Source organism: Streptomyces sp. KL116D, assembly GCF_030766975.1.
Lineage (GTDB): Bacteria > Actinomycetota > Actinomycetes > Streptomycetales > Streptomycetaceae > Streptomyces > Streptomyces longispororuber_A.
On sequence record NZ_JASERH010000142.1, the window covers coordinates 363,344 to 385,372 of the forward strand.

Consider the following 22,029-nt stretch of genomic DNA (forward strand, 5'->3'; position numbering starts at 1 on the left):
GCCGGCGAGCCAGGGCCTAGCTCCGGGTTCCCACCATCCGCAGGACGAGGTCGGCGTAGAGCGCGCCGACCTCGTCGGGCGTCCGGCGGCCCTCCGCGTTGAACCAGCGGGCCACGTCGATGCAGAGCGAGAGCACGGCAACGGTCGTGCCGGGCACGTCCGGGACGTCGAACTCCCCTGACCGCACACCGTCGTTGATGATCTTACGGATGGCCGCGTCGCTCTGCCGGCGCAGCGCCACGATGCCCGGGCGGTGCTCCTCGCCGAGGGAGTCCAGCTCGTACTGGACGACGCGCGCGGTCATGTGGTGGCCGGCGTGCCAGCGCACGAAGGAGCGGACCGCCTCCGCGAGGCGCTCCGCCGCGGTGCCCTCGGCCTCGACCGCGCGGCGCAGGATCTCCAGCGCCTTCTCGTGGCCGATGCGGCTGATCCGGAGGAGGAGCTCCTCCTTGGTCTTGTAGTGGATGTAGAGCGCGGCCGGACTCATGCCGGCCCGGCTCGCGATGTCGCGGGTCGTGGTGGCGTGGTAGCCGCGCTCGGCGAACGCCTCGACCGCGGCGACCATGAGGCGGCGGGCCGCGTCAGGGGTGACCTCGGACCACGGCATGTCGTCCGTGGGGGCGGCTACCTGCTCGTCCTGCGTCATCGCTGCGCTCGCATCCTGTAGGGGGCGGGCCCACCATACCCTCACAGGTGAGCGAGCGCTTAGGTCGATGGCGTCCGGGGAGGTCAGGCGACCGTGTTGAAGGGGTCGTGGTCCGCGAGGATCTTCTCCAGGCGGGCCTTGTCCACCCGGCTCACGATCTGGTCGGCCTCCTGGCGGTCGCGGATGACCTTGGCCAGGGTGAAGGCGGACGTCGTGAGGTACAGGACGGCGATCGCCAGGAACGCGCGGATCCAGCCGCTCGCGTCGAGGCTGTAGATCCCGACGGCGGTCGCGGTGAGCGCGACGGCGAAGGACGCGATGGCCTGTCCGTAGAAGGCCGTGGTGTTGTGCTGCTTGACCGGTGTCTCACTCATGCCGGACAGCATGGAGCGGATGTGACCGCAGCCACATCCGCTCGGCTACCTAGGTACGTACTCAGAACGCCGAGACGCCCGTCAGCGCGCGGCCGATGATGAGCTTCTGGATCTGGCTCGTGCCCTCGTAGAGGGTCATGACGCGGGCGTCGCGCAGCAGCTTGCCGACCGGGTACTCGTCGATGTAGCCGTAGCCGCCGAAGACCTGGAGGGCGTTGTTGGCGCAGCGGACCGCGGCCTCGGACGCGAAGAGCTTGGCCTTCGACGACGCGGTGGCGAAGTCCTCGCCGCGGTCGATGAGGTCGGCGACGCGCCAGGTCAGCAGCCGGGCCGCGTCCACGTCGACCGAGATGTCGCTGATCAGCTCCTGGACCAGCTGGTACGAGGCGATGGGCTTGCCGAACTGCTCGCGCTCCGCCGCGTAGCCGACCGCCGCGTCGAGCGCGGCCTGCGCGATGCCGACGCAGCCGGCGGCGACCGACATCCGCCCCTTGGCCAGGGCGGCCATGGCGACGGAGAAGCCCTTCCCCTCCGCGCCGAGCATCGCGGAGGCGGGTACGCGCACGTCCTCCAGGACCAGCTCCGCCGTCGCCTGGCCGCGCAGACCGAGCTTGCCGTGGACGGTGCGACGGGTCAGTCCCGGGGTGTCGGTGGGGACCAGGAAGGCGGAGACGCCCTTGTGGCCCGGGGCGTCCGTGGAACGGGCGAAGAGGAGGACGACGTCGGCCCAGGTGCCGTTCGTGATGAACATCTTGGAGCCGTTGATCAGGTAGTCGTCGCCGTCGCGGACCGCCCTGGTCGTCAGGTTCCCGGCGTCGGAGCCCGTGCCGGGCTCGGTGAGGCCGAAGCAGCCGAGCGCCTCGCCGGACGTCAGCCTCGGCAGCCACTCGCGCTTCTGTTCCTCGGTCCCGTACGACTGGACGGTCTTGGCGACCAGGCCCAGGGAGACCGAGACGATGCCGCGCACGGAGGAGTCGCCGCGGCCCAGCTCCTCGGTCACCAGGCAGTACGCGAGGTGGTCACCGCCGGAGCCGCCGTACTCCTCGTCGATCGTCAGGCCCAGGAAGCCGACCTCGCCGAGCTTCTTCACGATGCCCCGGTCCACCTCCTCGCGGCGGTCCCACTCCACGACGTTCGGCGCGATCTCGCCGGCCACGAAGTCCTCGGCGAGCCGCCGGACGGCCGCCTGCTCCTCACTCAGCTCCAGATTCACGGACGACTCCCCAGGCACGGTGGCAGATGCTCTTAAATTAGCACTGCTAGTTTTACGGTGACAGCCCTACTATGTGCGGCATGGCCCGACCGCGCAAGCCCCTGCTCAGCACCGACCGCATCGTCGACGCGGCCCGCGGCCTCGTCGACGCCGAGGGCCTGGCCGCCGTCTCGACGCGGCGGCTCGCGGCCGAACTCGGGGTCAGCGGGCCCTCCCTCTACAACCACTTCCGCACGAAGGACCAGATCCTGGAGGCCGTCGCCGACTCGGTGAGCGCACAGGTGGACCTGTCGATGTTCGACGCCGCCGACGAGCGGGACTGGCGCACGGCGCTGCACGACTGGGCCGTCTCCTACCGGGCCGCGCTGCGGGAGCACCCGAACATCGTGCCCGTGCTCGCCCAGGGGCCGGGCCGGCGCCCCGCCGGACTGCGGCTCGCCGACGCCGTGTTCGGCTCGATGGTCGATGCCGGGTGGCCGCCCGCGCAGGCCACCTCCATCGGTGCGCTCATGCGGTACTTCGTGATGGGGTCCGCGCTCGGGTCGTTCGCCGGCGGGTTCGTCGACGACCAGGACGCGTACGACCCCGCCGACTACCCGCACCTCGGGCAGGCGCACCTGCTCGCCGACCGGCAGGACGTCGTGGACGACCGGGCCTTCGAGACGGGGCTCGCCGCGCTGCTCGACGGGCTCGCGGTGCAGTTCGCCGCGCTGCCGGTGGCCGCGCCCCACTGACGTTTCGGTGCGCGCCGAACCGTCCCTGCCCCATCCTTGAGCCATGGCTGTTTCGGCTGCGTCCAAGGAACCAGGTGCCGCCCGGCTCGCCGCGCTCACCGCACTGATCGCCGACGAGACCCGGGCCTGCTGTCTGCTCGCGCTGCTCGACGGGCGGGCCTGGACGGCGGGTGAGCTCGCGCGGCACGCGGGGGTCGCCGCGTCCACCGCGAGCGAGCACCTCGGCAAGCTCGTCGCGGGCGGGCTGCTCGCGGAGGAACGGCAGGGCCGGCACCGGTACGTGCGGCTCGCCGACGCGCAGGTGGCGCAGCTCGTGGAGGGCCTCGCCGCGTATGCCGTGCCGGGGGGCGGGGAGCGGCCTCGGACGCTGCGGGCGTCGTCCGCGCGCGATGCGATGGCGCGGGGGCGGACCTGTTACGACCACCTCGCGGGGCGGCTCGGGATCGCCGTGACCGACGGGATGGCGGAGCGGGGGCTGCTCCGCGTCGACACCGGGTTCTCGCTGACCGAGGCGGGTCTGGGCTGGTTCCGGGGGCTCGGGGTGGCGCTCGACTCCGGTGGGCGCCGGCCGCTGGTCCGCGGCTGCCTCGACTGGACGGAGCGGCGTCAGCACCTTGCCGGTGTGGCGGGGGCCGGGTTGTGCCACCACGCGTTCGCCTCCGGCTGGGTCGAGCGGATCGGCTCCGAACGAGCGGTCCGCCTGACGCCGACCGGCCACGACGTCCTCCGGTCGGAGCTGGGCGTACACCTCCGCGAGTAGCCCCTCCGGCCTTCGGGTGCCCGCGGGCCGGCGGGGGCTGGTCGCGCAGTTCCCCGCGCCCCTGAAGGCCGACTGCGTCTGCCCTCTTCCGGTGCGTCGCGGAGTGCGCGTCGTGGTGGGTTGCTCGCGCAGTTCCCCGCGCCCCTGGAAAGGCCGACTGCGTCTGCCCTCTTCCGGCGCGTCGCGGAGTGCGCGTCGTGGTGGGTTGCTCGCGCAGTTCCCCGCGCCCCTGGAAAGGCCGACTGCGTCTGCCCTCTTCCGGCGCGTCGCGGAGTGCGCGTCGTGGTGGGTTGCTCGCGCCGTTCCCCGCGCCCCTGGAGGTGCGCACTGCGTGCGCCACCTCCATCAGGGGAAAGCGCGGCGGAGCCGCAGGCTTTCAGGGGCGCGGGGAACTGCGCGACCAGCCACGACGAGAGCCGCAGACGCTCGACCCCCAGAATTCGGCAGATGCCGTCGCGAGACCCCCACCAAGGAGAACCGTGCACCCGTCCACCCGCCCCACCGCGGCAGCGGCCCTCACCGTCATGCTCTGGGCCTCCGCCTTCGTAGGCATCCGCAGCGCGGGCGCGCACTACTCCCCCGGCGCCCTCGCCCTGGGCCGCCTCCTCGCGGGCGCCCTCGTCCTCGGAGCGATCTGCGCCGTACGGCGCGAGGGATGGCCGCCGCGCGAGGCGTGGCGGGGCATCGTCGTGTCGGGCGTGCTCTGGTTCGGGGTGTACATGGTCGCCCTGAACTGGGGCGAGCAGCAGGTCGACGCGGGCACGGCGGCGCTCGTCGTGAACATCGGCCCGATCCTCGTGGCGCTGCTGTCCTCCCGGTTCCTCGGCGACCCGCTGCCCCCACGGCTGCTCGCGGGCATGGCGGTGTCGTTCGCGGGCGCCGTCGCCGTCGGGTTCTCCATGTCCGGCGAGGGCAGCGCCGACGTCGTGGGCGTCGTGCTGTGCGTGATCGCCGCGATCGGGTACGCCTGTGGCGTCGTGGCGCAGAAGCCGGCGCTCGGCCGGGCGAGTGCCTTGCAGGTGACGACTTTCGGGTGCGCGATCGGCGCGGTGGCGTGTCTGCCGTTCGCCGGGCAACTGGTGCACGACGTCGCCCACGCGCCCGCCTCGGCGACGCTCAACATGCTGTACCTGGGCGTCTTCCCGACCGCGCTGGCCTTCACCACCTGGGCGTACGCCCTCGCCCGGACGACCGCGAGCCGGATGGGCGCGACGACGTACGCCGTGCCCGCGCTGGTCGTCCTGATGTCCTGGCTCGTCCTCGACGAGGTGCCGGGCCTGATCACGCTCGGCGGCGGGGCCCTGTGCCTGGCCGGGGTCGCCGTGGCGCGTTCCCGCCCCTGGTACGCGCGGGAATCGGCACCTGCGCCCGTCCCGTCCGAGAAGCGGCTGTAAGGTCCATGCGCCGGGCTGGGAAACATCGTCGTAACGCGGGAGCGGCGCATGGCAGAGGTGATGGGTGCCGCAATTCGCCCTGAAGCAGGGCGTAGTGGGGCTGTCGATTGCAGGCAGTTCGCGGTGCGGGTGCTGCGCGGGATGGGGCAGGTGGCGTTCCTGCCGCGGGCGCTCACCGGTGTCCTGTTCATCGTGGCGCTGTGTGCTGCCGGGTGGGCGTACGGGCTCTACGGGGTCGGGGGCGCGGCCGTCGGCACGGGCGTCGCCTGGCTGCTCGGGGTGGAGCGCGAGCGGCTCAGCCAGGGCATGGAAGGTTTCAACTCCTGTCTGGTGGGCGTGAGTTGCGCGGTGTTCCTGCGGCCCGACCGGGTGGCGACGGTGCTCGTCGCACTGCTCGGGTGTGTGGTCGTGACGGTGGCGACGGCCGCCGCGGGGCGGGCGTTCGGGGCGTGGGGGCTGCCCGCGCTGACGCTGCCGTTCTGTGCGGTGGCCAGTGCGATCACGCTGGCGGCGCCCGGCTTTCCGCGGGTGTGGAGCGGCGGCGGGGCCGGCCTCGCCGCCCTGCCGAAGCCGGTGGAGGGCACCACGGAGGGGCTCGGGTCCGCCGGTGCGGCGCGGGGGTTCCTCGCCGGGTTCGGCCAGGTCTTCCTGATGCCGCAGTGGTACGTCGGGGCGTTCGTGCTCGCCGGGCTGCTGGTGGCGGGGCTGCGCGTGGCGGGCGTCGCCTGCCTCGGGAACGCCACCGGGATGGCGACGGCCTGGGCCCTCGGGGTGCCCGCGGACCGGCTCGCGGACGGGACGTGCGGCTACAACGCGGTGCTCGTCGCGCTCGCCCTGTGCGGTGTCTTCCTGGCGCCCGGACCGCGCACGCTGCTGTACGCGCTGGTGGCGGCCGTCGTCGCGACCGCCTTCGCCCCGGCGTTCGGGGCGCTGGTCGCGCCGGTCGGCGGGCACACGTTCACCTGGCCGTTCGTCCTGACGACGCTGGTGTTCCTGGTGGCGGCACGGTCGTTCCCGAGACTGGCCGCGCCGCCCGCGCCGGACGCGTCAGGAGCGTGAACCCGCCCGGCCCGCGAGGACCTTGATGGACGCCAGGGCGATCACGGCGAGCCCGATGATGTAGGCCGACACCGCCATCGACGTACCGCTGGCCTCCAGGAGCAGGACCATCACGAACGGGGCCAGTCCGCCGCCGAGCACCGCGGCGATCTGGTAGCCGAGCGAGGCGCCCGTGTAGCGCATCTCGGGCGTGAACAGCTCGGCGAACAGGGCGGCCTGCGGCCCGTACATGATGCTGAGGAAGCAGCTGGTGACGAAGGTGCCGACGGCCAGCCAGAGCAGCGATCCGGTGTCGATGAGCAGGAACATCGGCACCGCCCACACCGCGAGGCCCAGCGCGCCGGCCGCGTAGATGCGGATGCGTCCGATGCGGTCGGAGAGCGCCGCCGCGGCCGGGATGAGGGCGAGTTGGGTGAGGCTGACGCAGAGCGAGACCAGCAGGACGGCCTCGCGTTCCATGTCGAGCTCGCGGGTCGTGTAGTCGAGGACCCCGGTGATGAGGATGTAGAACGTGGCGGTGTTCACGGCGAACGAGCCGCCCGCGAGGAAGACCGTGCCGAGGTGCTCGCGCAGGATCGTGCGCAGCGGCGAGTGGGCGGCGCTCGCGGCCTTCTCGGAGTCCGCGAGTTTCCGCTCGGCCTCCTTGAACTCGGGCGTCTCCTCCACCCGCGTGTGGATGTAGAAGGCGAGCGCCAGGACCAGCAGGCCCGCCAGGAACGGCACCCGCCAGCCCCAGGCCGCGAACGCGTCGTCCGAGGTGACCGCGCCCGCGACGAGGAAGACCGTGTTCGCGGTGATCACGCCGATGGGGACGCCGAGTTGGACCAGGCTGCCGTACAGGCCGCGCTTGTTCTCGGGGGCGTACTCGGTGGCCATCAGCATGGCGCCGCCCCACTGCGCGCCGACGGCGAGGCCCTGCACGATGCGCAGGAGGACCAGCAGGATCGGCGCGGCCACGCCGACCGTCTCGTACGTGGGGAGCAGTCCGATCCCCGTGGTGGACAGGCCCATCAGGGTCAGGGCGAGGACCAGCATGGGCTTGCGGCCGCGTTTGTCGCCGAGGTGTCCGGCGATGGTGCCGCCGATGGGGCGGGCGAGGAAGCCGACGGCGAACGTCGCGAAGGCGGCCAGTACGCCGGCGGTGGGGCTGCCGGAGGGGAAGTACAGGTCACCGAGGACGAGGGCCGCGGCGATGCCGAAGACGAAGTAGTCGTACCACTCGACGGCGGAGGCCAGGGTCGCGGCCGTGGCCACGCGCCGGCGGGAGCGGGTGCTGTCGTGGGGAGAGGCGGTGCTGTCGGTGCGGGTGGTGCCGGGGTGAGCGGATGGTGCTTCGGCCATGCGGGCACACTCCGTTGGGGTGTGGGGACGTGGTGGCGGCGCCGCGCTTCCGGGGAACGTACCGACCAGACGGTACGGGGTCAACGGTCTGGCGACGCGGATCGATCAAGCAGGCCGGTAACTCCTCGGTAACGGCCGCTGCCTAGCGTCCGAACCCCTCGCCGACCGCCGGGCAACTCCCGTGCGGACCAGCGGGGTTCGGACCGCACGGCCACGAGCCGTGCCCAACCAGACAGGGAATCCCTCATGCTGCGACACCACGCCTGGCGCGCCGTCCTGGTCGGCGCCACCCTCACCGCCTCGGCCGCGTTCGGCTCGGGTGCGGCGAGCGCCGCCGGCGCGCAGTCCGACGTCGTCGCCTGCCACGCCGACGGCTACGTCTGCCTGACCACGAACGACCTCTTCGAGCCGACCGTCTCGGTCGCCGAAGGGGAGGACTACGCCTTCTTCCGCGCCACCGAGGTCACGAGCATGTCGAACGACACGGCCATGACGTACTGCGTCGACGCGGAGTACGGCTTCAAGCTGTCCCCGGGGCAGTCGATCGAGGTGACGCACACGGTGACCGCCCTGACGGCGGCGCCCGACGGCAACTGCCTCAGCTGACCGGTCCGGTGGCCCGCCTGCGTCCCCTCGGAGGCGGGCCACCGTGCCACCGAACCCCTAGAACACCACCAGCGCCCGGCCGCCCTTGCCCGCGACCATGTTGTCGAAGGCGGCGGGGATGCCGTCCAGGGAGATGTGCCCCGTCACCAGCGCGCTCAGGTCGAGCCGCCCCGCGCGGACGTGCTCCGCGAGGACCGGCAGGTCCTCGGCCGGGTCGGAGTTGCCGTAGACGCAGCCGGACAGGGTGCGGCCCCAGTGGAAGAGTTCCAGCGCGTTGAAGGTGACCTGCTGGTCCTTGCCGCCGATGCCGACGACCGTGGTGCGGCCACCGCGACGCGTCGACTCCCAGGCCGTACGGATCGTCACCGCGCGGCCCACGCACTCCACGGCCACGTCGACGCCCTGCTTGCCGGTGAGGCCGCGGATCTCGCGGGCGGTGTTCTCGGAGGCGATGACGTAGTCGGTGGCGCCGGCCGCCCGCGCCAGCTCCTCCTTCTCCGGGGAGACGTCGACCGCGACGATCTTCGAGGCGCCGGCGATGCGGGCCGACTGGATCGTGGCGAGGCCGACGCCGCCCACGCCGTACACGGCGACCGTCTCGCCCGTCCGGACCCGGGCCGAGTGGTGGATCGCCCCGTATCCGGTGAGCACGGCGCAGCCGAGCAGGGCGGCGTCGGTGAGCGGGACGCCGTCCGGGACCGGCAGGACGCAGTTCGCGGCGACGACCGTCTCCTCGGCGAACGCGGCGACGTTCAGGCCCGGGTGGAGGTCGCTGCCGTCGGACGACCGGTGCGCGTAGACGTCCCCCGCACCCGCGAGGGCGTTGGCGCACAGCCACACCTCGCCCAGCGAGCAGGCGTGGCAACGGCCGCACGAGGGCGCCCAGTTGAGGACGACGGCGGCACCCGGCGCAATGTGCGTGACGCCCTCGCCGACGGAGACGACGGTGCCCGCGCCCTCGTGTCCGAGGACGGCCGGGACGGGGACGCGCATGGTGCCGTCGGTCAGGGACAGGTCGGAGTGGCAGACCCCGGCGGCGGCGAGCTTGACTCGGACCTGACCGGGCCCCGGCTCGGGCAGGTCGATGTCGGCGATCTCCAGCGGGGAACCGACGGCGGGCAGTACTGCGGCGCGGACCATGTGTTCGTTGACTCCCTGAACTCGGCTCAGAACTGGAGGGACTTGGTCTGGAGGTACTCGCTCAGGCCGTGCGCGCCCAGCTCCCGGCCGACGCCCGACTGCTTGTAACCGCCGAACGGGGCCAGCGGGTTGAAGCGGCCGCCGTTGATGTCGACCTGTCCGGTGTCCATGCGGCGCGCGAAGGCGACGGCCTCCGACTCGTCGCCGGCCCAGACGGCGCCCGCGAGCCCGTACACGGTGCCGTTGGCGATGCGCAGGGCGTCGTCCTCGTCCTCGTAGCGGATGAGCGAGACGACGGGGCCGAAGATCTCCTCCTGCGCGATGGTCATCTCGGGCGTGACGTCGGCGAAGACGGTCGGGGCGACGAAGTAGCCCTTCTCGTGCGGGGTCTCGGTGCCGCCGGTGACGATCCGGGCGCCCTCCTCGACGCCCTTCTCGATGTAGCCGCGCACCCGCGCCTGCTGCTTGGCGTTGACGAGCGGGCCGATGCGGTCGCCGTACTTCGCGGCGGCGGCCTGCGCGAGCTCGACCGCCTCGTCGTACTGGTCCGTGTGCACGAGCATGCGGGTCCAGGCACTGCACGTCTGGCCGGAGTTGCCCATGACGTTGGCGATGCCGACGTTCACGGCCTTCGCCAGGTCCGCGCTCGGCAGGATCACGTTCGCCGACTTGCCGCCGAGTTCGAGGGCCACGCGCTTGATGGCCGCGCCCGCCGTCGCGCCGATCTGGCGGCCGACCGCGGTCGATCCGGTGAAGGAGACGAGGTCGACGTCGGCGTGCTCGGCGAGGGCCTGGCCGGCGACCGCGCCGATGCCGGTCACGAGATTGAAGACGCCTGCTGGGATGCCCGCGTCGTGCACCGCCTCGGCGAACAGCTGGGCGGTGAGCGGGGTGTCCTCGGCGGGCTTGAGGACGACCGTGCAGCCCGCGGCCAGGGCCGGGGCGACCTTGGCGACGATCTGGTGGAGCGGGTAGTTCCAGGGCGTGATGGCGCCGACGACGCCGACCGGCTCGGAGTAGACCGTCGAATTGCCGACCTTCTCCTCGAAGGGGTGCGTCGCGGCCAGTTCGGCGTACGAGCCGGAGACCAGGATCGGTACGCCCGCGTGCACCATCTGGGAGAACGGCAGGGGCGCGCCGAGTTCGGCGGTGACCGTCTCGGCGATCTCGTCCTTGCGGGCCGCGAGCACGTCGCGCAGCGCGGCGATCTTCGCCGCGCGCTCGGCGGGCGGGGTCGCTGCCCAGCCGGGGAAGGCTGCGCGGGCGGCGCGCACGGCGGCGTCCACGTCCTCTACGGTGCCCGCGGGGACGTGGCCGATCACCTGCTCGTCGGCCGGGTTGACGACGGCGATGGTGTCGCCGCCCGCGGCGGCGCGCCACTCTCCGCCGATGTACATCCCCTCGTGGGCCTTCATGGCTCTCCTCCCGGTGCCTGCTGCTCGTCCGACGACCAAACTAGCGGTGATAGTTTTCGGGCGCCAGGGACCGGCCCGAGACCCCTGTCACGCTGCCAGTAATTCCTCAGTAACGGCGGCTTTCTAGCGTGCGAACTCCCCGTACCGTTCCCGGAGGAGTGCCCCCCGATGCACCTGCCCCGACCGCCCCGGCGGAGATCCGCCACCTGGGCGGCGGCCGCGTTCACCGCGACCGCCCTGGCCACCGGCGTCCTGCCGGCCGCTGCCGACGACAGCCCGTCCGCCGCGGCCACCGCGAAGATCGACTCCGCTCTCACCAGTGCCGTCGCCAAGGGCGGCGACGCCACGTTCTTCGTCGTCCTCAAGGACCAGGCGGACCTGTCCGGCGCCAAGAAGCAGAAGACGCACGCGAAGGCCGCCGCGGCCGCGTACAAGGCGCTGAAGTCCCACGCCGAGGACAGCCAGCAGTCGGTCAACTCCTTCCTGGACAAGGAGAAGGTCGGTCACCAGAACTACTGGATCGCGAACGCGGTCCAGGTCACCGGTGACCAGGCCCTGGTCGACGAGCTCGCGAAGCGCTCGGACGTCAAGTCGATCGTCAAGCGGCACTCGTTCAAGCTCGACGACATCGAGACCTCCGACGCCAAGGTCACCAGGTCGCGTACCACGGCGGCGGGGACCAGGACGGCCGCCGAAGGCGACACCACCCCCGCCTGGGGCGTCGCCGACGTGAAGGCCGACCAGGTCTGGGACCAGTACCAGGACCGCGGCGAGGGCATCGTCATCGCCAACGTCGACACGGGCGTGCAGTACGACCACCCGGACCTCGTCGCCAACTACCGCGGCAACAACGGCGACGGCACCTTCACCAACGACTACAACTTCTACGACCCGTCCGGGAACTGCCCGTCCGACGGCAGTCCGTGCGACAACGCCGGTCACGGCACCCACACGATGGGCACGATGGTCGGCGCGAACGGCATCGGTGTCGCGCCGAAGGCCAAGTGGATCGCCGCCAAGGGCTGCGCGGACGACCACTGCTACGACGACGACCTGCTCGCGGCCGGTCAGTGGATCCTCGCGCCGACCGACCACAACGGGCAGAACCCGCGCCCGGACCTCGCCCCGAACATCGTCAACAACTCCTGGGGCTCCGACGACCCGAGCACCCCCTTCTACCAGGACATCATCGACGCCTGGAACTCCGCGGGCATCTTCGAGGCGTTCGCGGCCGGCAACGACGGCAACGGCTCGACCTGTTCGACGACCCACCCGCCCGGCTCGATGAACACGACCTACGGTGTGGGCTCCTACGACTCGGCCGGCAAGATCTCGAACTTCTCCGGCTTCGGCCCCTCCCCGATCGACGGCACGGCCAAGCCGAACATCGCCGCTCCGGGCTCCGACGTCGAGTCCGCCTGGCCGGGTTCGGCGTACAACACCATCAGCGGTACGTCGATGGCGACCCCGCACGTCGCCGGCGCCGTCGCCCTGCTCTGGTCGGCCGCACCGTCATTGGTCGGCAACATCGACGAGACCCGCAAGCTCCTCAATGAGGGCGCCCGTGACGTCGACGACACCCACTGCGGTGGCACCGCCGCCATGAACAACGTCTGGGGCGAGGGCAAGCTCGACATCCTCGCTTCCATCGACAAGGCCCCGCACACCGCGGCCATCGCCTCCGGCAAGGTCACCGACAAGGCGACCGGCAAGGCCCTGAACAACATCACGCTGAAGACCACCGATGCCGCGGGTGCGGTCCGCACCATCACCACCGGCGCCGACGGCACCTACCGGATCCCGCTCGCGGCGGGCACGTACACCTTCACGTTCAGCGGCTACGGCTACGCCGACGGCTCGGCGACCGGTGTCACCCTCACCGCGGGCCAGCCGTCCACCCAGGACTTCGCGCTGACCGCGGTCGCCTCGCACAAGGTCTCCGGCACCGTCCTCGACGTCACCGGCAAGGCGCTGCCCGGCGCCACGGTCGAACTGAACGGCACCCCGCTCGACGCCGTCACCACCGACGCCAAGGGCCAGTACACCTTCGCCAAGGTCGCCGAGGGCTCCTACAACCTCGCCGTGAAGCCGACCGCCCCGGTCGTCTGCAACGGCAACTACACCGGCGCCGCCACCGTCACCTCCGCCGACCTGGCCAAGAACGTCCAGGTCCCCAACCGCACCGACGCGGCCGGCACGTACTCCTGCGCCCCCGTCACGTCCTCCTGGATCAAGGGCTCCACGAGCACCGGCCTGACCGGCGACGAGGACGCCACGACCATCAGCCTGCCGTTCCCGGTGACGTACTACGGCGTGACGTACACCAGCGCCTCCGTGAGCACCAACGGTCTGGTGAACTTCCTCCAGCCGCGCCTGGGCGACTACGTCAACCAGCCGCTGCCGACGGCCGCGCAGCCCAACGGCGTCATCGCCGCGTTCTGGGACGACCTGACCCTGGACAAGCGCTCCAGCGTCAAGACCGCCGTCACCGGCAAGACCGGCAAGCGGCAGTTCGCCATCGTGTGGAACAACGCCGCCCTGGCCAACGACACCTCGGTGCGCGTCTCCTTCGAAGCCGTCCTCGACGAGGCCACCGGCGCCGTCACCCTCCAGTACCAGGGCATCGGCACGCAGGCGCCGCAGCGCGGCGGCTCGGCGTCCACCGGTATCGAGAACCAGGCCGGCACCGACGGCCTCGGCTCCTCCTACAACGAGACCGTCCTGAGCGACGGCACCGCCATCCGCTTCACCCCGAAGGGCGCCTGATGAGAAACATCCACCGGCGGGGCCTGCGCCTGGCCTCCGTACTGATCGCCTCCGGGCTCGCGATGAGCGTGTCCCCGGCCGTGCACGCCGCCGACGACAACGGCGTGCTGACGCTGACCGACAGCCAGGCGCAGAAGCTGTCGCAGCAGGTCACCCCCGACGTCTACGGTGACGGACGCACCCTCGGCGACCCGCTGCAGGCCGCCGAGGAGGCCAAGAAGACCGCCGAGGCCGCTGACACCACCGGCACGGCCGACGACGGTTCGTCCACCACCGCGACCAGCAAGTGGAAGCTGACGAAGAAGTCCGTCATCGAGGGCGCCCAGGGCACCGGCGCGACCTTCCCGGTCGGCGGTTCGAAGGGCGACTACTTCTCCGTCAACGGGCTCAGCCCGATCCAGCGCATCGGCGCCGACGGCAAGCAGCTGTGGTCGCGCGACGCGACGTCCCTGGACACGGACTGGCAGATCACCCCGACCCGGGGCCCGAAGGAGCCGTACCCGCCCGCCGTCATCATGGGCTTCAACGCGGTCACCCCGTTCAGCATGTCCAGCGACGACGGGATCGCCACCGGCGACCTGACCGGCGACGGCGTGGACGACATCGTCTTCAGCGCCGAGGTCGGCGTGCTGCCCTACCGCCCGTTCGTCTCGCCGGGCTCCAAGCTGCCCAACGGCACGTTCGTCACGGTCCTCGACGGCAAGACCGGCAAGACCCTGTGGTCGAAGCTGTACGCCGCCGCGTACAACATCAAGCTGGTCGGCAAGACCCTGGTGGTGGCGGACTCGGCGTACTACAACCTGAACTCGCCCGCCGGTTCCAAGGCGACGCTGCACGGCGTCCGCTTCGACTACGCCGACGGCAAGCTCACGTCGCAGGACGCCTGGACGTACGACGCCGACACCTACACCGGTGTCGCCTGGGGCTCGCTGGAGCCCCTCGGTGACGGTCTGCTCGCCGCCTCCTGGAACCAGAGCAGCCGCTACGCCGCCGACCAGGCGTCCCACGGCCGCGCCCTGGTGATCGACACCAAGGACGGCAGCCTCAAGTGGGACAAGGCGGGCAGCCTCTATGTCCGCCAGCTGCGCCTGGACGCCGCGCGCGGCCGCGTCGTGGCGCTGGAGCAGTCGGACCTGAACGACGGCGTGAAGTACGAGATCGCCGCGTACGCCCTCGCCGACGGCACGCGCACCAGCCTCAGCGAGCGGATCAACGCGCTCCCGCTCGCTCTGGAGATCGGTGACCTCCAGGGCAGCAAGAAGCCGGAGTACACGGTCAGCGAGTCCACGCTCGACGGCACCTCGATGTCCAGCAACACCGTGCGCGCGCTCGACGGCGACGACGCGAGCCTGCTGTGGGCCCGCACCGTCAAGCCGTCCGAGGCCGGCGGCGACAGCGTCTCCGCCTGGGGCCTGAAGGCCGTGGACGGCAAGATCGTCGCCTCGTACACGGACGACCTGGACTCCGCGGGCGCGCTGAACCGCAACAAGAAGGTGTACGCGCGCATCTCCGTCCTCGACGGCGCCAAGGGCGCCGTGAAGTGGGAGAAGCGCGGCCTCGTCGGCTCGTTCATGTACGCCCAGGCGTTCACGCAGAACGGCACCCGGCAGCTGCGTACCGTCGACGCGAACCAGAACGTCCGGGTCTACGACTTCAGCAACGGCAGGCAGAAGTCGCTCCAGCCGCTGGAGGGCATCCCCGTCGCCACCGCCGCCACCGACATCAACGGGGACAAGAAGAACGACGTCGTGTTCGGCGGCTCGTCCAACGGCCTGTTCGCCTACGACGGCACGACGATGGTGTCCGGCAAGCCCAAGCGGCTGTGGACGACCACGGTTCCCGGCCGGGTGGTCCAGATCATCAAGGCCGACACCGACGGCGACGGCCGTGACGAACTGGTCGTCGCCGCCAGCTCCGCGACGGCGGTCGTCGACCCGCGTACCGGCAAGGTCCTCACCACCATCAAGGCCGCCGACGGCGCGTACGTGCGCAACGTCGTCGCCTCCGACCTGGACGGTGACGGCAAGGACGAGATCGCCGTGGCCACCGACAAGGTCCGCGCCTACGAGGGCGACGGCTCCCTGAAGTGGGAGTACGCGGTCCCGGCCGAGATCGGCGCCCCCGCCTTCGCCGATCTGTCCGCGGCCGACGGCAAGGTCTACGCCCAGTACCAGACCCGCGGGCAGCTTCCCACCGGCCCCGTCGCCGTGGGCGGAGTCGCGCTGAACGGCAAGGACGGTTCGGCCGCCTGGTCGTTCACCCCGAAGGCGCCCGCCATCAGCCAGGGCGACGTCCTCGGCATACCGCTGCGGGCCGGCACGTTCGCCTCGTCCGGCATCCCGTACGCCGACGGTCACGCGGTCGTCTTCACGTACGTCGTGCGCGGCAACTCCGAGCAGCTCCCGCCCAACCAGCTGACCAACATGGTCCAGATCCGCGACGGCCGCACCGGCGAACTGCTGCACGAGGCCGAGGCGGGCGGCTACGCCACCCTCGCGAACTGGCTGACCGGTCCCGAGGGCCTGGTGGAGAACAGCCTCGTCTCCCTGCGCACGTACGGCGCCGACGGCGCGGACCGCGCCCCGCTCACGCAGCCCGAGATCCGCAGCGGCTCGTTCGCCACGGGCCCGGACGGCGCCCGCGTCCTGGTCCGCAGCGGCGAGACGTTCGTCTCGCTGTACGACCCGGCGGTGCTGAAGGGAGAGTCCGGCGCCTACCAGCCGTCCGTCGCCAGCTACGACTCGATCGGCGAACGTGAGCACTTCGTGGCCGACCTCGACGGTGACGGCAAGGACGAGGTCGTCCTGCTGCCGTACGACGAGTACAACGCCGACCGTACGGCCGACCTGGTCGGCAACGAGGTGAGCAATCCGTACACGGCGATCCGCTCCGCCACCACGCTGACCATCGACAAGGGCTGACGCCCGGCAGCGCTGATCGATGAGAACCCCCTGGGCCTCGCCCAGGGGGTTCTTGCGTTCACCGCGCCGACGACCGTCTGTGATGCCCCTGTGGTGCCCCTGTCACCTCGGCAGTAATTCCTCAGTAACAGCGGGCTCCTAGCGTGCGCGCTCCCCCGTACCGTTCTTGGAGGAGCACCCTCGATGCACCTGCCCAGACCGCCCCGGCGCAGATCCGCCACATGGGCCGCGGCCGCGTTCACCGCGACCGCCCTGGCCGCCGGCGTGATGCCGGCCGTCGCCGCCGACACCCCGTCCGCCGCCGTCACCGCGAAGATCGATCCTTCGCTGAGCAGCGCCGTGGCCAAGGGGGGCGACGCCACCTTCTTCGTCGTCCTCAAGGACCAGGCGGACCTGTCCGGCGCGAAGAAGCAGAGGACGCACGCCAAGAAGGCGGCGGCCGCCTTCAAGGAGCTGCGCTCCCACGCCGACGACAGCCAGGCCTCGTTGCGCTCCTTCCTCGACAAGGAGAAGGTCGGCCACAAGGACTACTGGATCGCCAACACCATCCAGGTCACCGGCGACCAGGACCTCGTCGACGAGCTCGCCAGGCGTTCGGACGTCGCCTCGATCGTCAAGCAGCGGACGTTCAAGCTCGACGACATCGAGACCTCCGGCGCGAAGGTCACCAAGTCGCGTACCACGGCGGCCGGTTCGGATGCGTCCACCGGAGCCGACGCGGCCCCTCAGTGGGGTGTCGCCGACATCAAGGCCGACCAGGTCTGGGACCAGTACCAGGACCGCGGCGAGGGCATCGTCGTCGCGAGCGTCGACACGGGCGTGCAGTACGACCACCCGGACCTCGTCGCCAACTACCGCGGCAACAACGGCGACGGCACCTTCACCAACGACTACAACTTCTACGACCCGTCGGGTGTGTGCGCCACCAGCACCACCCCGTGCGACAACGCCGGTCACGGCACCCACACGATGGGCACGATGGTCGGCAAGAACGGCATCGGTGTCGCGCCGAACGCCAAGTGGATCGCCGCCAAGGGCTGCGAGAGCGACAACTGCACGGACGGCAACCTGCTCGCGGCCGGCCAGTGGATCCTCGCGCCGACCGACCACAACGGGCAGAACCCGCGCCCGGACCTCGCCCCGAACATCGTGAACAACTCCTGGGGCGAGAAGGGCAATTCGACGTTCTACCAGGACATCATCGCGGCCTGGAACTCCGCGGGGATCTTCGAGGCGTTCGCGGCCGGCAACGAGGGCAACGGCTCGACCTGCTCGACGACGACCTCGCCCGGTTCGGGTGCCTCGACCTACGGTGTCGGCTCCTACGACTCGGCCGGCAAGATCTCGAACTTCTCCGGCTTCGGCCCGTCCCTGCTCGACGGCTCGGCCAAGCCGGACATCACCGCGCCGGGCTCCAACGTCAAGTCCACGTGGCCGGGTTCGGCGTACAACACCATCAGCGGTACGTCGATGGCGACCCCGCACGTCGCCGGCGCCGTCGCCCTGCTCTGGTCCGCCGCTCCCTCCCTGGTCGGCAACATCGACGAGACCCGCAAGCTCCTCGACGAGGGCGCCCGTGACGTCGACGACACCCACTGCGGTGGCACCGCCGCCATGAACAACGTCTGGGGCGAGGGCAAGCTCGACATCCTCGCCTCCGTCGACAAGGCCCCGCACACCGCGGCCATCGCCTCCGGCAAGGTCACCGACAAGGCCACCGGCGCCGCGCTGAACAACGTCACCGTGCAGACCACCGACGCCGCCGGCACGGTCCGCACCGTCACCACCGGCACGGACGGCACCTACCGCCTGCCGCTCGCGGCGGGTACGTACACCTTCGCCTTCAGCGACTACGGCTACGCCGCCGGCACGGCCACCGGTGTCACGCTCACCGCCGGCCAGGCCTTCACCCAGGACTTCGCGCTGACCGCGGTCGCCTCGCACAAGGTCTCCGGCACCGTCCTCGACGTCACCGGCAAGCCCCTGCCCGGCACCAAGGTCGAACTGATCGGCACCCCGCTCGACGCCGTCACCACCGACGCCAAGGGCCAGTACACCTTCGCCAAGGTCGCCGAGGGCTCCTACCGCCTCGCGGCCAGGCCCACCGCCCCGGTCCTGTGCAACGGCAACTACACCGGCGCCGCCACCGTCACCTCCGCCGACCTGACCAAGGACGTCCAGGTCCCCAACCGCACCGACAACGCGGGCAGCACCAGCTGTGCCCCGGTCGCATACTCGTGGATCAAGGGCTCCGGCAAGGTCGCCCTGACCGGTGACGAGGACGCGAGGACCATCTCGCTTCCCTTCCCGGTCAAGGTCTACGGCGTCTCGTACACCAGCACCTCGGTCACGACCAACGGTCTGCTGAACTTCCTCCAGCCGCGCCTGGGTGACTACGCCAACGTCGCCCTGCCGAGCGCCGGGCAGCCCAACGGCGTCGTCGCCCCCTTCTGGGACGACCTGGTCCTCGACGGCAAGTCGAGCGTGCAGACGGCCACCACCGGCTCCAAGGGTTCGCGTTCCTTCGCGGTCGTCTGGAACAAGGCGCAGCTCCTCGACGGTTCGGGTGCCCGCGTGACCTTCGAGGCGGTCTTCTCCGAGGCGACCGGCGCGGTCACCTTCCAGTACCAGGCGGTGCCGGGCCAGGGCTCGGGCGCGACCGTCGGCATCGAGAACCAGGCGGGCACCGACGCCCTCCAGTACTCCTTCAACCAGAACGCCCTCACGGATCTGTCCGCGATCCGCTTCACCCCGAAGGCCGCGTGATGACGACCAGAACCTCCAGACGAGGCGTGCGCCTCGCATCCGCCCTGGTGGCGGCGGGCCTCGTGATCGGCGTGGCCCCGGCGACCGCCGTCGCCGACGACGACAGCGGCGTCATGACGCTGACGGAAGCGCAGGCCGACACCCTGGCCGAGCGCATCCAGCCCGACGTCTACGGCGACCAGGCCCAGAAGTCCGACCCGCAGAACGCGATCCCGGACGCGGACACGAACACGGCCTCCGGCGACGACTCCGGCGCCTCCACCGACGCGCTGCCGACCCCGACCGTCACCGCCAAGGGCTACTCCGAGAGCGTCACCGGCATGGCGGCGACCGCACCGGTGGCGGGCACGAACGGCGACTACTTCACCCTGAACGCCCTGGGTGCCATCACCCGGAGCACCGCCGACGGCAAGAAGGTGTGGGGGCGGACCAACAACTCCTACTACCAGGAGTGGAAGCTCCCGCCGCTGTCCGCGCGCTTCTCCAAGGAGCCGTACCCGGCCCGCATCTCCATGGGCTTCAACGCGGTCACCGCGTTCGGCGCGGCGTCCGACGACGGCTACGCGACGGGTGACCTGACCGGCGACGGCGTCCCCGACCTCGCGTTCAGCGCCGATGTCGGCACTTTCCCGTACCGGCCGTTCGTCTACGGCGACAGCACGCTGCACACCGGCACCTTCGTGACGATCCTCGACGGCGCGACGGGCAGGACGCTGTGGTCGAAGCTGTACGCGGGCGCCTACAACATCAAGCTCGTCGGCCAGACCCTCGTCGTCGCGGACACGCCGTACTACAACACCTCGGCGTCCTCCGCCTCCACCTCGACGCTGACCGGCATCCGCTTCGACCACGCCGACGGCAGGCTGACGCCGGCGCAGACGTGGTCGTACGGCACCGGGAAGTTCCTCGGCGCCGCCTGGGCGAGCCTGGAGCCGCTGGGTGACGGTCTGGTCGCCGCCTCCTGGAACGAGCGCAAGACCTCCGCCACCGCCCCGGCCACCGGCCACACGCTCGTCATCGACACCGCTGACGGCAGCGTCAAGTGGAACAAGGCCACGGACGGCCTGTACTCGCGCCAGCTGCGCCTGGACGCCTCCCGCCAGCGGATCGTCGCGCTGGAGACGTCGGACTACCGCGACGGCGTCCGGTACGAGATCGCCTCCTACGACCTCGCCACCGGTACCCGCACCTCGCTGGACAACCGGATCAACGCGTTCGCGACCGCCCTGGTCGTCGGCGACGTCCGCGGGGACGGCAAGCCCGAGTACACGGTCAACGAGATCACCCTCGACCCGAACCTCTTCGTCAACACCGACACCGTCCGCAGCCTGGACGGCGCCACCGCCGAAGTGGCCTGGCAGCGCACCATCAAGCGCGACGCCGGCAACGGCAGGGACGGCGGCATCGCCTGGAACCTGTCCGCGGTCGACGACAAGATCGTCGCCTCGTACCAGGACGACCAGGAGTACAACGCCGCCATCAACCCGAGCGCCACGCGCTACGCCCGCCTCGCGGTGCTCTCGGGCAAGGACGGGTCGGTGAACTGGGAGAAGCGCGGCGTGGTCGCCTCCCAGGCGTGGGCCCAGCCGTTCGAGGACGGCGGCAAGTGGCGGCTGCGCACGGTCGACACCGACCAGAACCTCTGGGAGTACAACCTGGGCAACGGTGACCAGAAGTCGCTGCGCCCGCTCCAGGGCGAGCTGTCGTCCGGCGTCCTGATGGACGTCAACGGCGACGGCAAACAGGACGTCATCGCGGGCGGCCAGTCGCGCGGCCTGTTCGCCTTCGACGGTCCCTCGATGCTCGAAGGCACCCCCGAGGTGCTGTGGAAGGCCACCCTCCCCGGCCAGATCCACAAGATCGTCAAGGCCGATGTCGACGGTGACGGCAAGGACGAGCTGGTCGTCGCCGCGGACACCGCCACCGCTGTCGTCGAGCCGGCCACCGGCAAGGTGAGCACGGTCATCGACGGCAAGGGCCAGTTCGTGTGGACGGTCGCCACCGGTGACGTCGACGGGGACGGCCGGGCCGACATCGTGGTCCCGACCGACCAGGTCCAGGCCTACTGGGGCAACGGCAAGCGGCTGTGGGCGTACACCGCCCCCGAGGAGAACTCGGTCTTCGGTGAGGCCAGCATCGGCGACCACCGGGTCTACGCCCAGTACAGCAGCCGCAACGCGTTCCCGGTCGCCGAGGAGAAGCCGAGCGGAGCCGTCGCGCTGCGCGGAGCCACCGGCAAGCCCGCATGGACCGACTCGGACCCGCAGCCGGGTGACGTGAAGCAGGTCTTCGGCAGCTCGATGCGGGCCGGGACCTTCGCCTCCGCGGCCATCCCGTACGCGGACGGTCACGCGGTCGCCATGGCCTGGCTGGTCCAGAAGTCCAACGGCTCCCTCGGCGGGATGGTCGAGATCCGGGACGGCCGCACGGGCAAGCCGCTGCACACCGCCCCGGCCGGCGGCCCCTGGACCTACGGCAACTGGTACACCGACGCCAAGGGCCTGTACCTGACGACCGCCGGAACGGTCACCCGCTTCGGGGCCAACGGGGTGGACCAGCAGGCGAAGTCCACCGGATTCATCTCGACCTCGGGCTTCCTCGACGGACCGAACGGCACGCAGTACCTGCTCGGTTCGGGTGCCGGCGGCTTCGATCTGATGGACCCGGCGCAGATCGACGAGGGCTACCTCTCCCGGATGTCCTACGGCAACATCCTCGGTGGCCGCGAGTACCTCTCCGGCGACCTGGACGGCGATGGCGTCGACGAGGTCGTCTCGCTCACCTTCGACCAGACCGGCACTAACCGGATGGCCGAGCTGATCGGCGGCGGCTACCTCACCCCGTACACCGCGATCCGCCAGCTGACGGTGTTCTCCGTCTCCTGACGCACGCGC

General features: G+C 71.1%; 15 protein-coding genes. 9 read left to right on the forward strand and 6 right to left on the reverse strand.

Annotation, left to right across the window (positions count from 1 at the left end):
* Positions 1-16: 16 nt before the first annotated feature.
* From RBJ77_RS56630 to RBJ77_RS56640, 3 genes are all read right to left on the reverse strand, one after another.
* Positions 17-646, reverse strand: coding sequence for a TetR/AcrR family transcriptional regulator (locus RBJ77_RS56630; RefSeq protein ID WP_372352123.1), 630 nt, complete (start codon positions 644-646; stop codon positions 17-19).
* 83 nt (positions 647-729) lie between these two features.
* Positions 730-1,020 (reverse strand): YiaA/YiaB family inner membrane protein, encoded by a 291-nt coding sequence (locus RBJ77_RS56635; protein ID WP_372352124.1) that lies wholly within the window; start codon positions 1,018-1,020, stop codon positions 730-732.
* Between the two features lie 61 nt (positions 1,021-1,081).
* Positions 1,082-2,233 carry an acyl-CoA dehydrogenase family protein gene (locus tag RBJ77_RS56640; protein WP_372352125.1) on the reverse strand — a complete coding sequence of 384 codons (1,152 nt, stop codon included), beginning with the start codon at positions 2,231-2,233 and terminating at the stop codon, positions 1,082-1,084.
* Positions 2,234-2,313: 80 nt separating this feature from the next.
* On the opposite strand from RBJ77_RS56640, the gene RBJ77_RS56645 reads away from it, so the two are divergent.
* From RBJ77_RS56645 to RBJ77_RS56660, 4 genes are all read left to right on the forward strand, one after another.
* Positions 2,314-2,967, forward strand: coding sequence for a TetR/AcrR family transcriptional regulator (locus RBJ77_RS56645; RefSeq protein WP_372352126.1), 654 nt, complete (start codon positions 2,314-2,316; stop codon positions 2,965-2,967).
* 43 nt (positions 2,968-3,010) lie between these two features.
* Positions 3,011-3,727, forward strand: a complete 717-nt coding sequence (locus RBJ77_RS56650) for an ArsR/SmtB family transcription factor (RefSeq protein WP_372352127.1) — start codon at positions 3,011-3,013, stop codon at positions 3,725-3,727.
* A 479-nt stretch (positions 3,728-4,206) separates the two neighbouring features.
* Positions 4,207-5,121 (forward strand): DMT family transporter, encoded by a 915-nt coding sequence (locus RBJ77_RS56655; RefSeq protein ID WP_372352128.1) that lies wholly within the window; start codon positions 4,207-4,209, stop codon positions 5,119-5,121.
* 141 nt (positions 5,122-5,262) lie between these two features.
* Complete coding sequence (locus RBJ77_RS56660; protein ID WP_372352129.1) at positions 5,263-6,180, forward strand: urea transporter; 918 nt, start codon at positions 5,263-5,265, stop codon at positions 6,178-6,180.
* Here the strand turns inward: RBJ77_RS56660 and RBJ77_RS56665 are convergent.
* Positions 6,169-7,521, reverse strand: coding sequence for an MFS transporter (locus tag RBJ77_RS56665; protein ID WP_372352130.1), 1,353 nt, complete (start codon positions 7,519-7,521; stop codon positions 6,169-6,171). The two genes, RBJ77_RS56660 and RBJ77_RS56665, sit on opposite strands and share 12 nt — an antisense overlap.
* A 246-nt stretch (positions 7,522-7,767) precedes the next feature.
* Between RBJ77_RS56665 and RBJ77_RS56670 the strand changes: the two genes are divergently transcribed.
* Positions 7,768-8,127 (forward strand): hypothetical protein, encoded by a 360-nt coding sequence (locus tag RBJ77_RS56670; protein WP_372352131.1) that lies wholly within the window; start codon positions 7,768-7,770, stop codon positions 8,125-8,127.
* Positions 8,128-8,184: 57 nt separating this feature from the next.
* Here the strand turns inward: RBJ77_RS56670 and RBJ77_RS56675 are convergent, their stop codons facing one another.
* Positions 8,185-9,267 (reverse strand): Zn-dependent alcohol dehydrogenase, encoded by a 1,083-nt coding sequence (locus tag RBJ77_RS56675; RefSeq protein WP_372352132.1) that lies wholly within the window; start codon positions 9,265-9,267, stop codon positions 8,185-8,187.
* Between the two features lie 26 nt (positions 9,268-9,293).
* The gene (locus RBJ77_RS56680) at positions 9,294-10,682 is read right to left on the reverse strand and encodes an aldehyde dehydrogenase family protein (protein WP_372352133.1); all 1,389 of its coding nucleotides are present in this window, start codon (positions 10,680-10,682) and stop codon (positions 9,294-9,296) included.
* 168 nt (positions 10,683-10,850) lie between these two features.
* Here RBJ77_RS56680 and RBJ77_RS56685 point away from each other — a divergent pair, with 168 nt between their 5' ends.
* The 4 genes from RBJ77_RS56685 (at position 10,851) to RBJ77_RS56700 (ending at position 22,020) form a co-directional block, all read left to right on the forward strand.
* Positions 10,851-13,448 carry a S8 family serine peptidase gene (locus RBJ77_RS56685; protein WP_372352134.1) on the forward strand — a complete coding sequence of 866 codons (2,598 nt, stop codon included), beginning with the start codon at positions 10,851-10,853 and terminating at the stop codon, positions 13,446-13,448.
* Positions 13,448-16,369, forward strand: coding sequence for an FG-GAP repeat domain-containing protein (locus RBJ77_RS56690; RefSeq protein WP_372352135.1), 2,922 nt, complete (start codon positions 13,448-13,450; stop codon positions 16,367-16,369). The genes RBJ77_RS56685 and RBJ77_RS56690 overlap by 1 nt, the downstream gene beginning before the upstream one ends.
* Positions 16,370-16,552: 183 nt before the next feature.
* The gene (locus RBJ77_RS56695) at positions 16,553-19,135 is read left to right on the forward strand and encodes a S8 family serine peptidase (protein WP_372352136.1); all 2,583 of its coding nucleotides are present in this window, start codon (positions 16,553-16,555) and stop codon (positions 19,133-19,135) included.
* 26 nt (positions 19,136-19,161) lie between these two features.
* Positions 19,162-22,020 (forward strand): FG-GAP repeat domain-containing protein, encoded by a 2,859-nt coding sequence (locus tag RBJ77_RS56700; RefSeq protein WP_372352137.1) that lies wholly within the window; start codon positions 19,162-19,164, stop codon positions 22,018-22,020.
* Positions 22,021-22,029: the final 9 nt, after the last annotated feature.

What these genes read in the sequence shown, in the direction of transcription:
- RBJ77_RS56630 (WP_372352123.1), bottom strand. Translation starts at nt 646, where the DNA reads ATGACGCAGGACGAGCAGGTAGCCGCCCCCACGGACGACATGCCGTGG.
- RBJ77_RS56635 (WP_372352124.1), bottom strand. Translation starts at nt 1,020, where the DNA reads ATGAGTGAGACACCGGTCAAGCAGCACAACACCACGGCCTTCTACGGA.
- RBJ77_RS56645 (WP_372352126.1), top strand. Translation starts at nt 2,314, where the DNA reads ATGGCCCGACCGCGCAAGCCCCTGCTCAGCACCGACCGCATCGTCGAC.
- RBJ77_RS56650 (WP_372352127.1), top strand. Translation starts at nt 3,011, where the DNA reads ATGGCTGTTTCGGCTGCGTCCAAGGAACCAGGTGCCGCCCGGCTCGCC.
- RBJ77_RS56660 (WP_372352129.1), top strand. Translation starts at nt 5,263, where the DNA reads ATGGGGCAGGTGGCGTTCCTGCCGCGGGCGCTCACCGGTGTCCTGTTC.
- RBJ77_RS56665 (WP_372352130.1), bottom strand. Translation starts at nt 7,521, where the DNA reads ATGGCCGAAGCACCATCCGCTCACCCCGGCACCACCCGCACCGACAGC.
- RBJ77_RS56670 (WP_372352131.1), top strand. Translation starts at nt 7,768, where the DNA reads ATGCTGCGACACCACGCCTGGCGCGCCGTCCTGGTCGGCGCCACCCTC.
- RBJ77_RS56675 (WP_372352132.1), bottom strand. Translation starts at nt 9,267, where the DNA reads ATGGTCCGCGCCGCAGTACTGCCCGCCGTCGGTTCCCCGCTGGAGATC.
- RBJ77_RS56680 (WP_372352133.1), bottom strand. Translation starts at nt 10,682, where the DNA reads ATGAAGGCCCACGAGGGGATGTACATCGGCGGAGAGTGGCGCGCCGCC.
- RBJ77_RS56685 (WP_372352134.1), top strand. Translation starts at nt 10,851, where the DNA reads ATGCACCTGCCCCGACCGCCCCGGCGGAGATCCGCCACCTGGGCGGCG.
- RBJ77_RS56690 (WP_372352135.1), top strand. Translation starts at nt 13,448, where the DNA reads ATGAGAAACATCCACCGGCGGGGCCTGCGCCTGGCCTCCGTACTGATC.
- RBJ77_RS56695 (WP_372352136.1), top strand. Translation starts at nt 16,553, where the DNA reads ATGCACCTGCCCAGACCGCCCCGGCGCAGATCCGCCACATGGGCCGCG.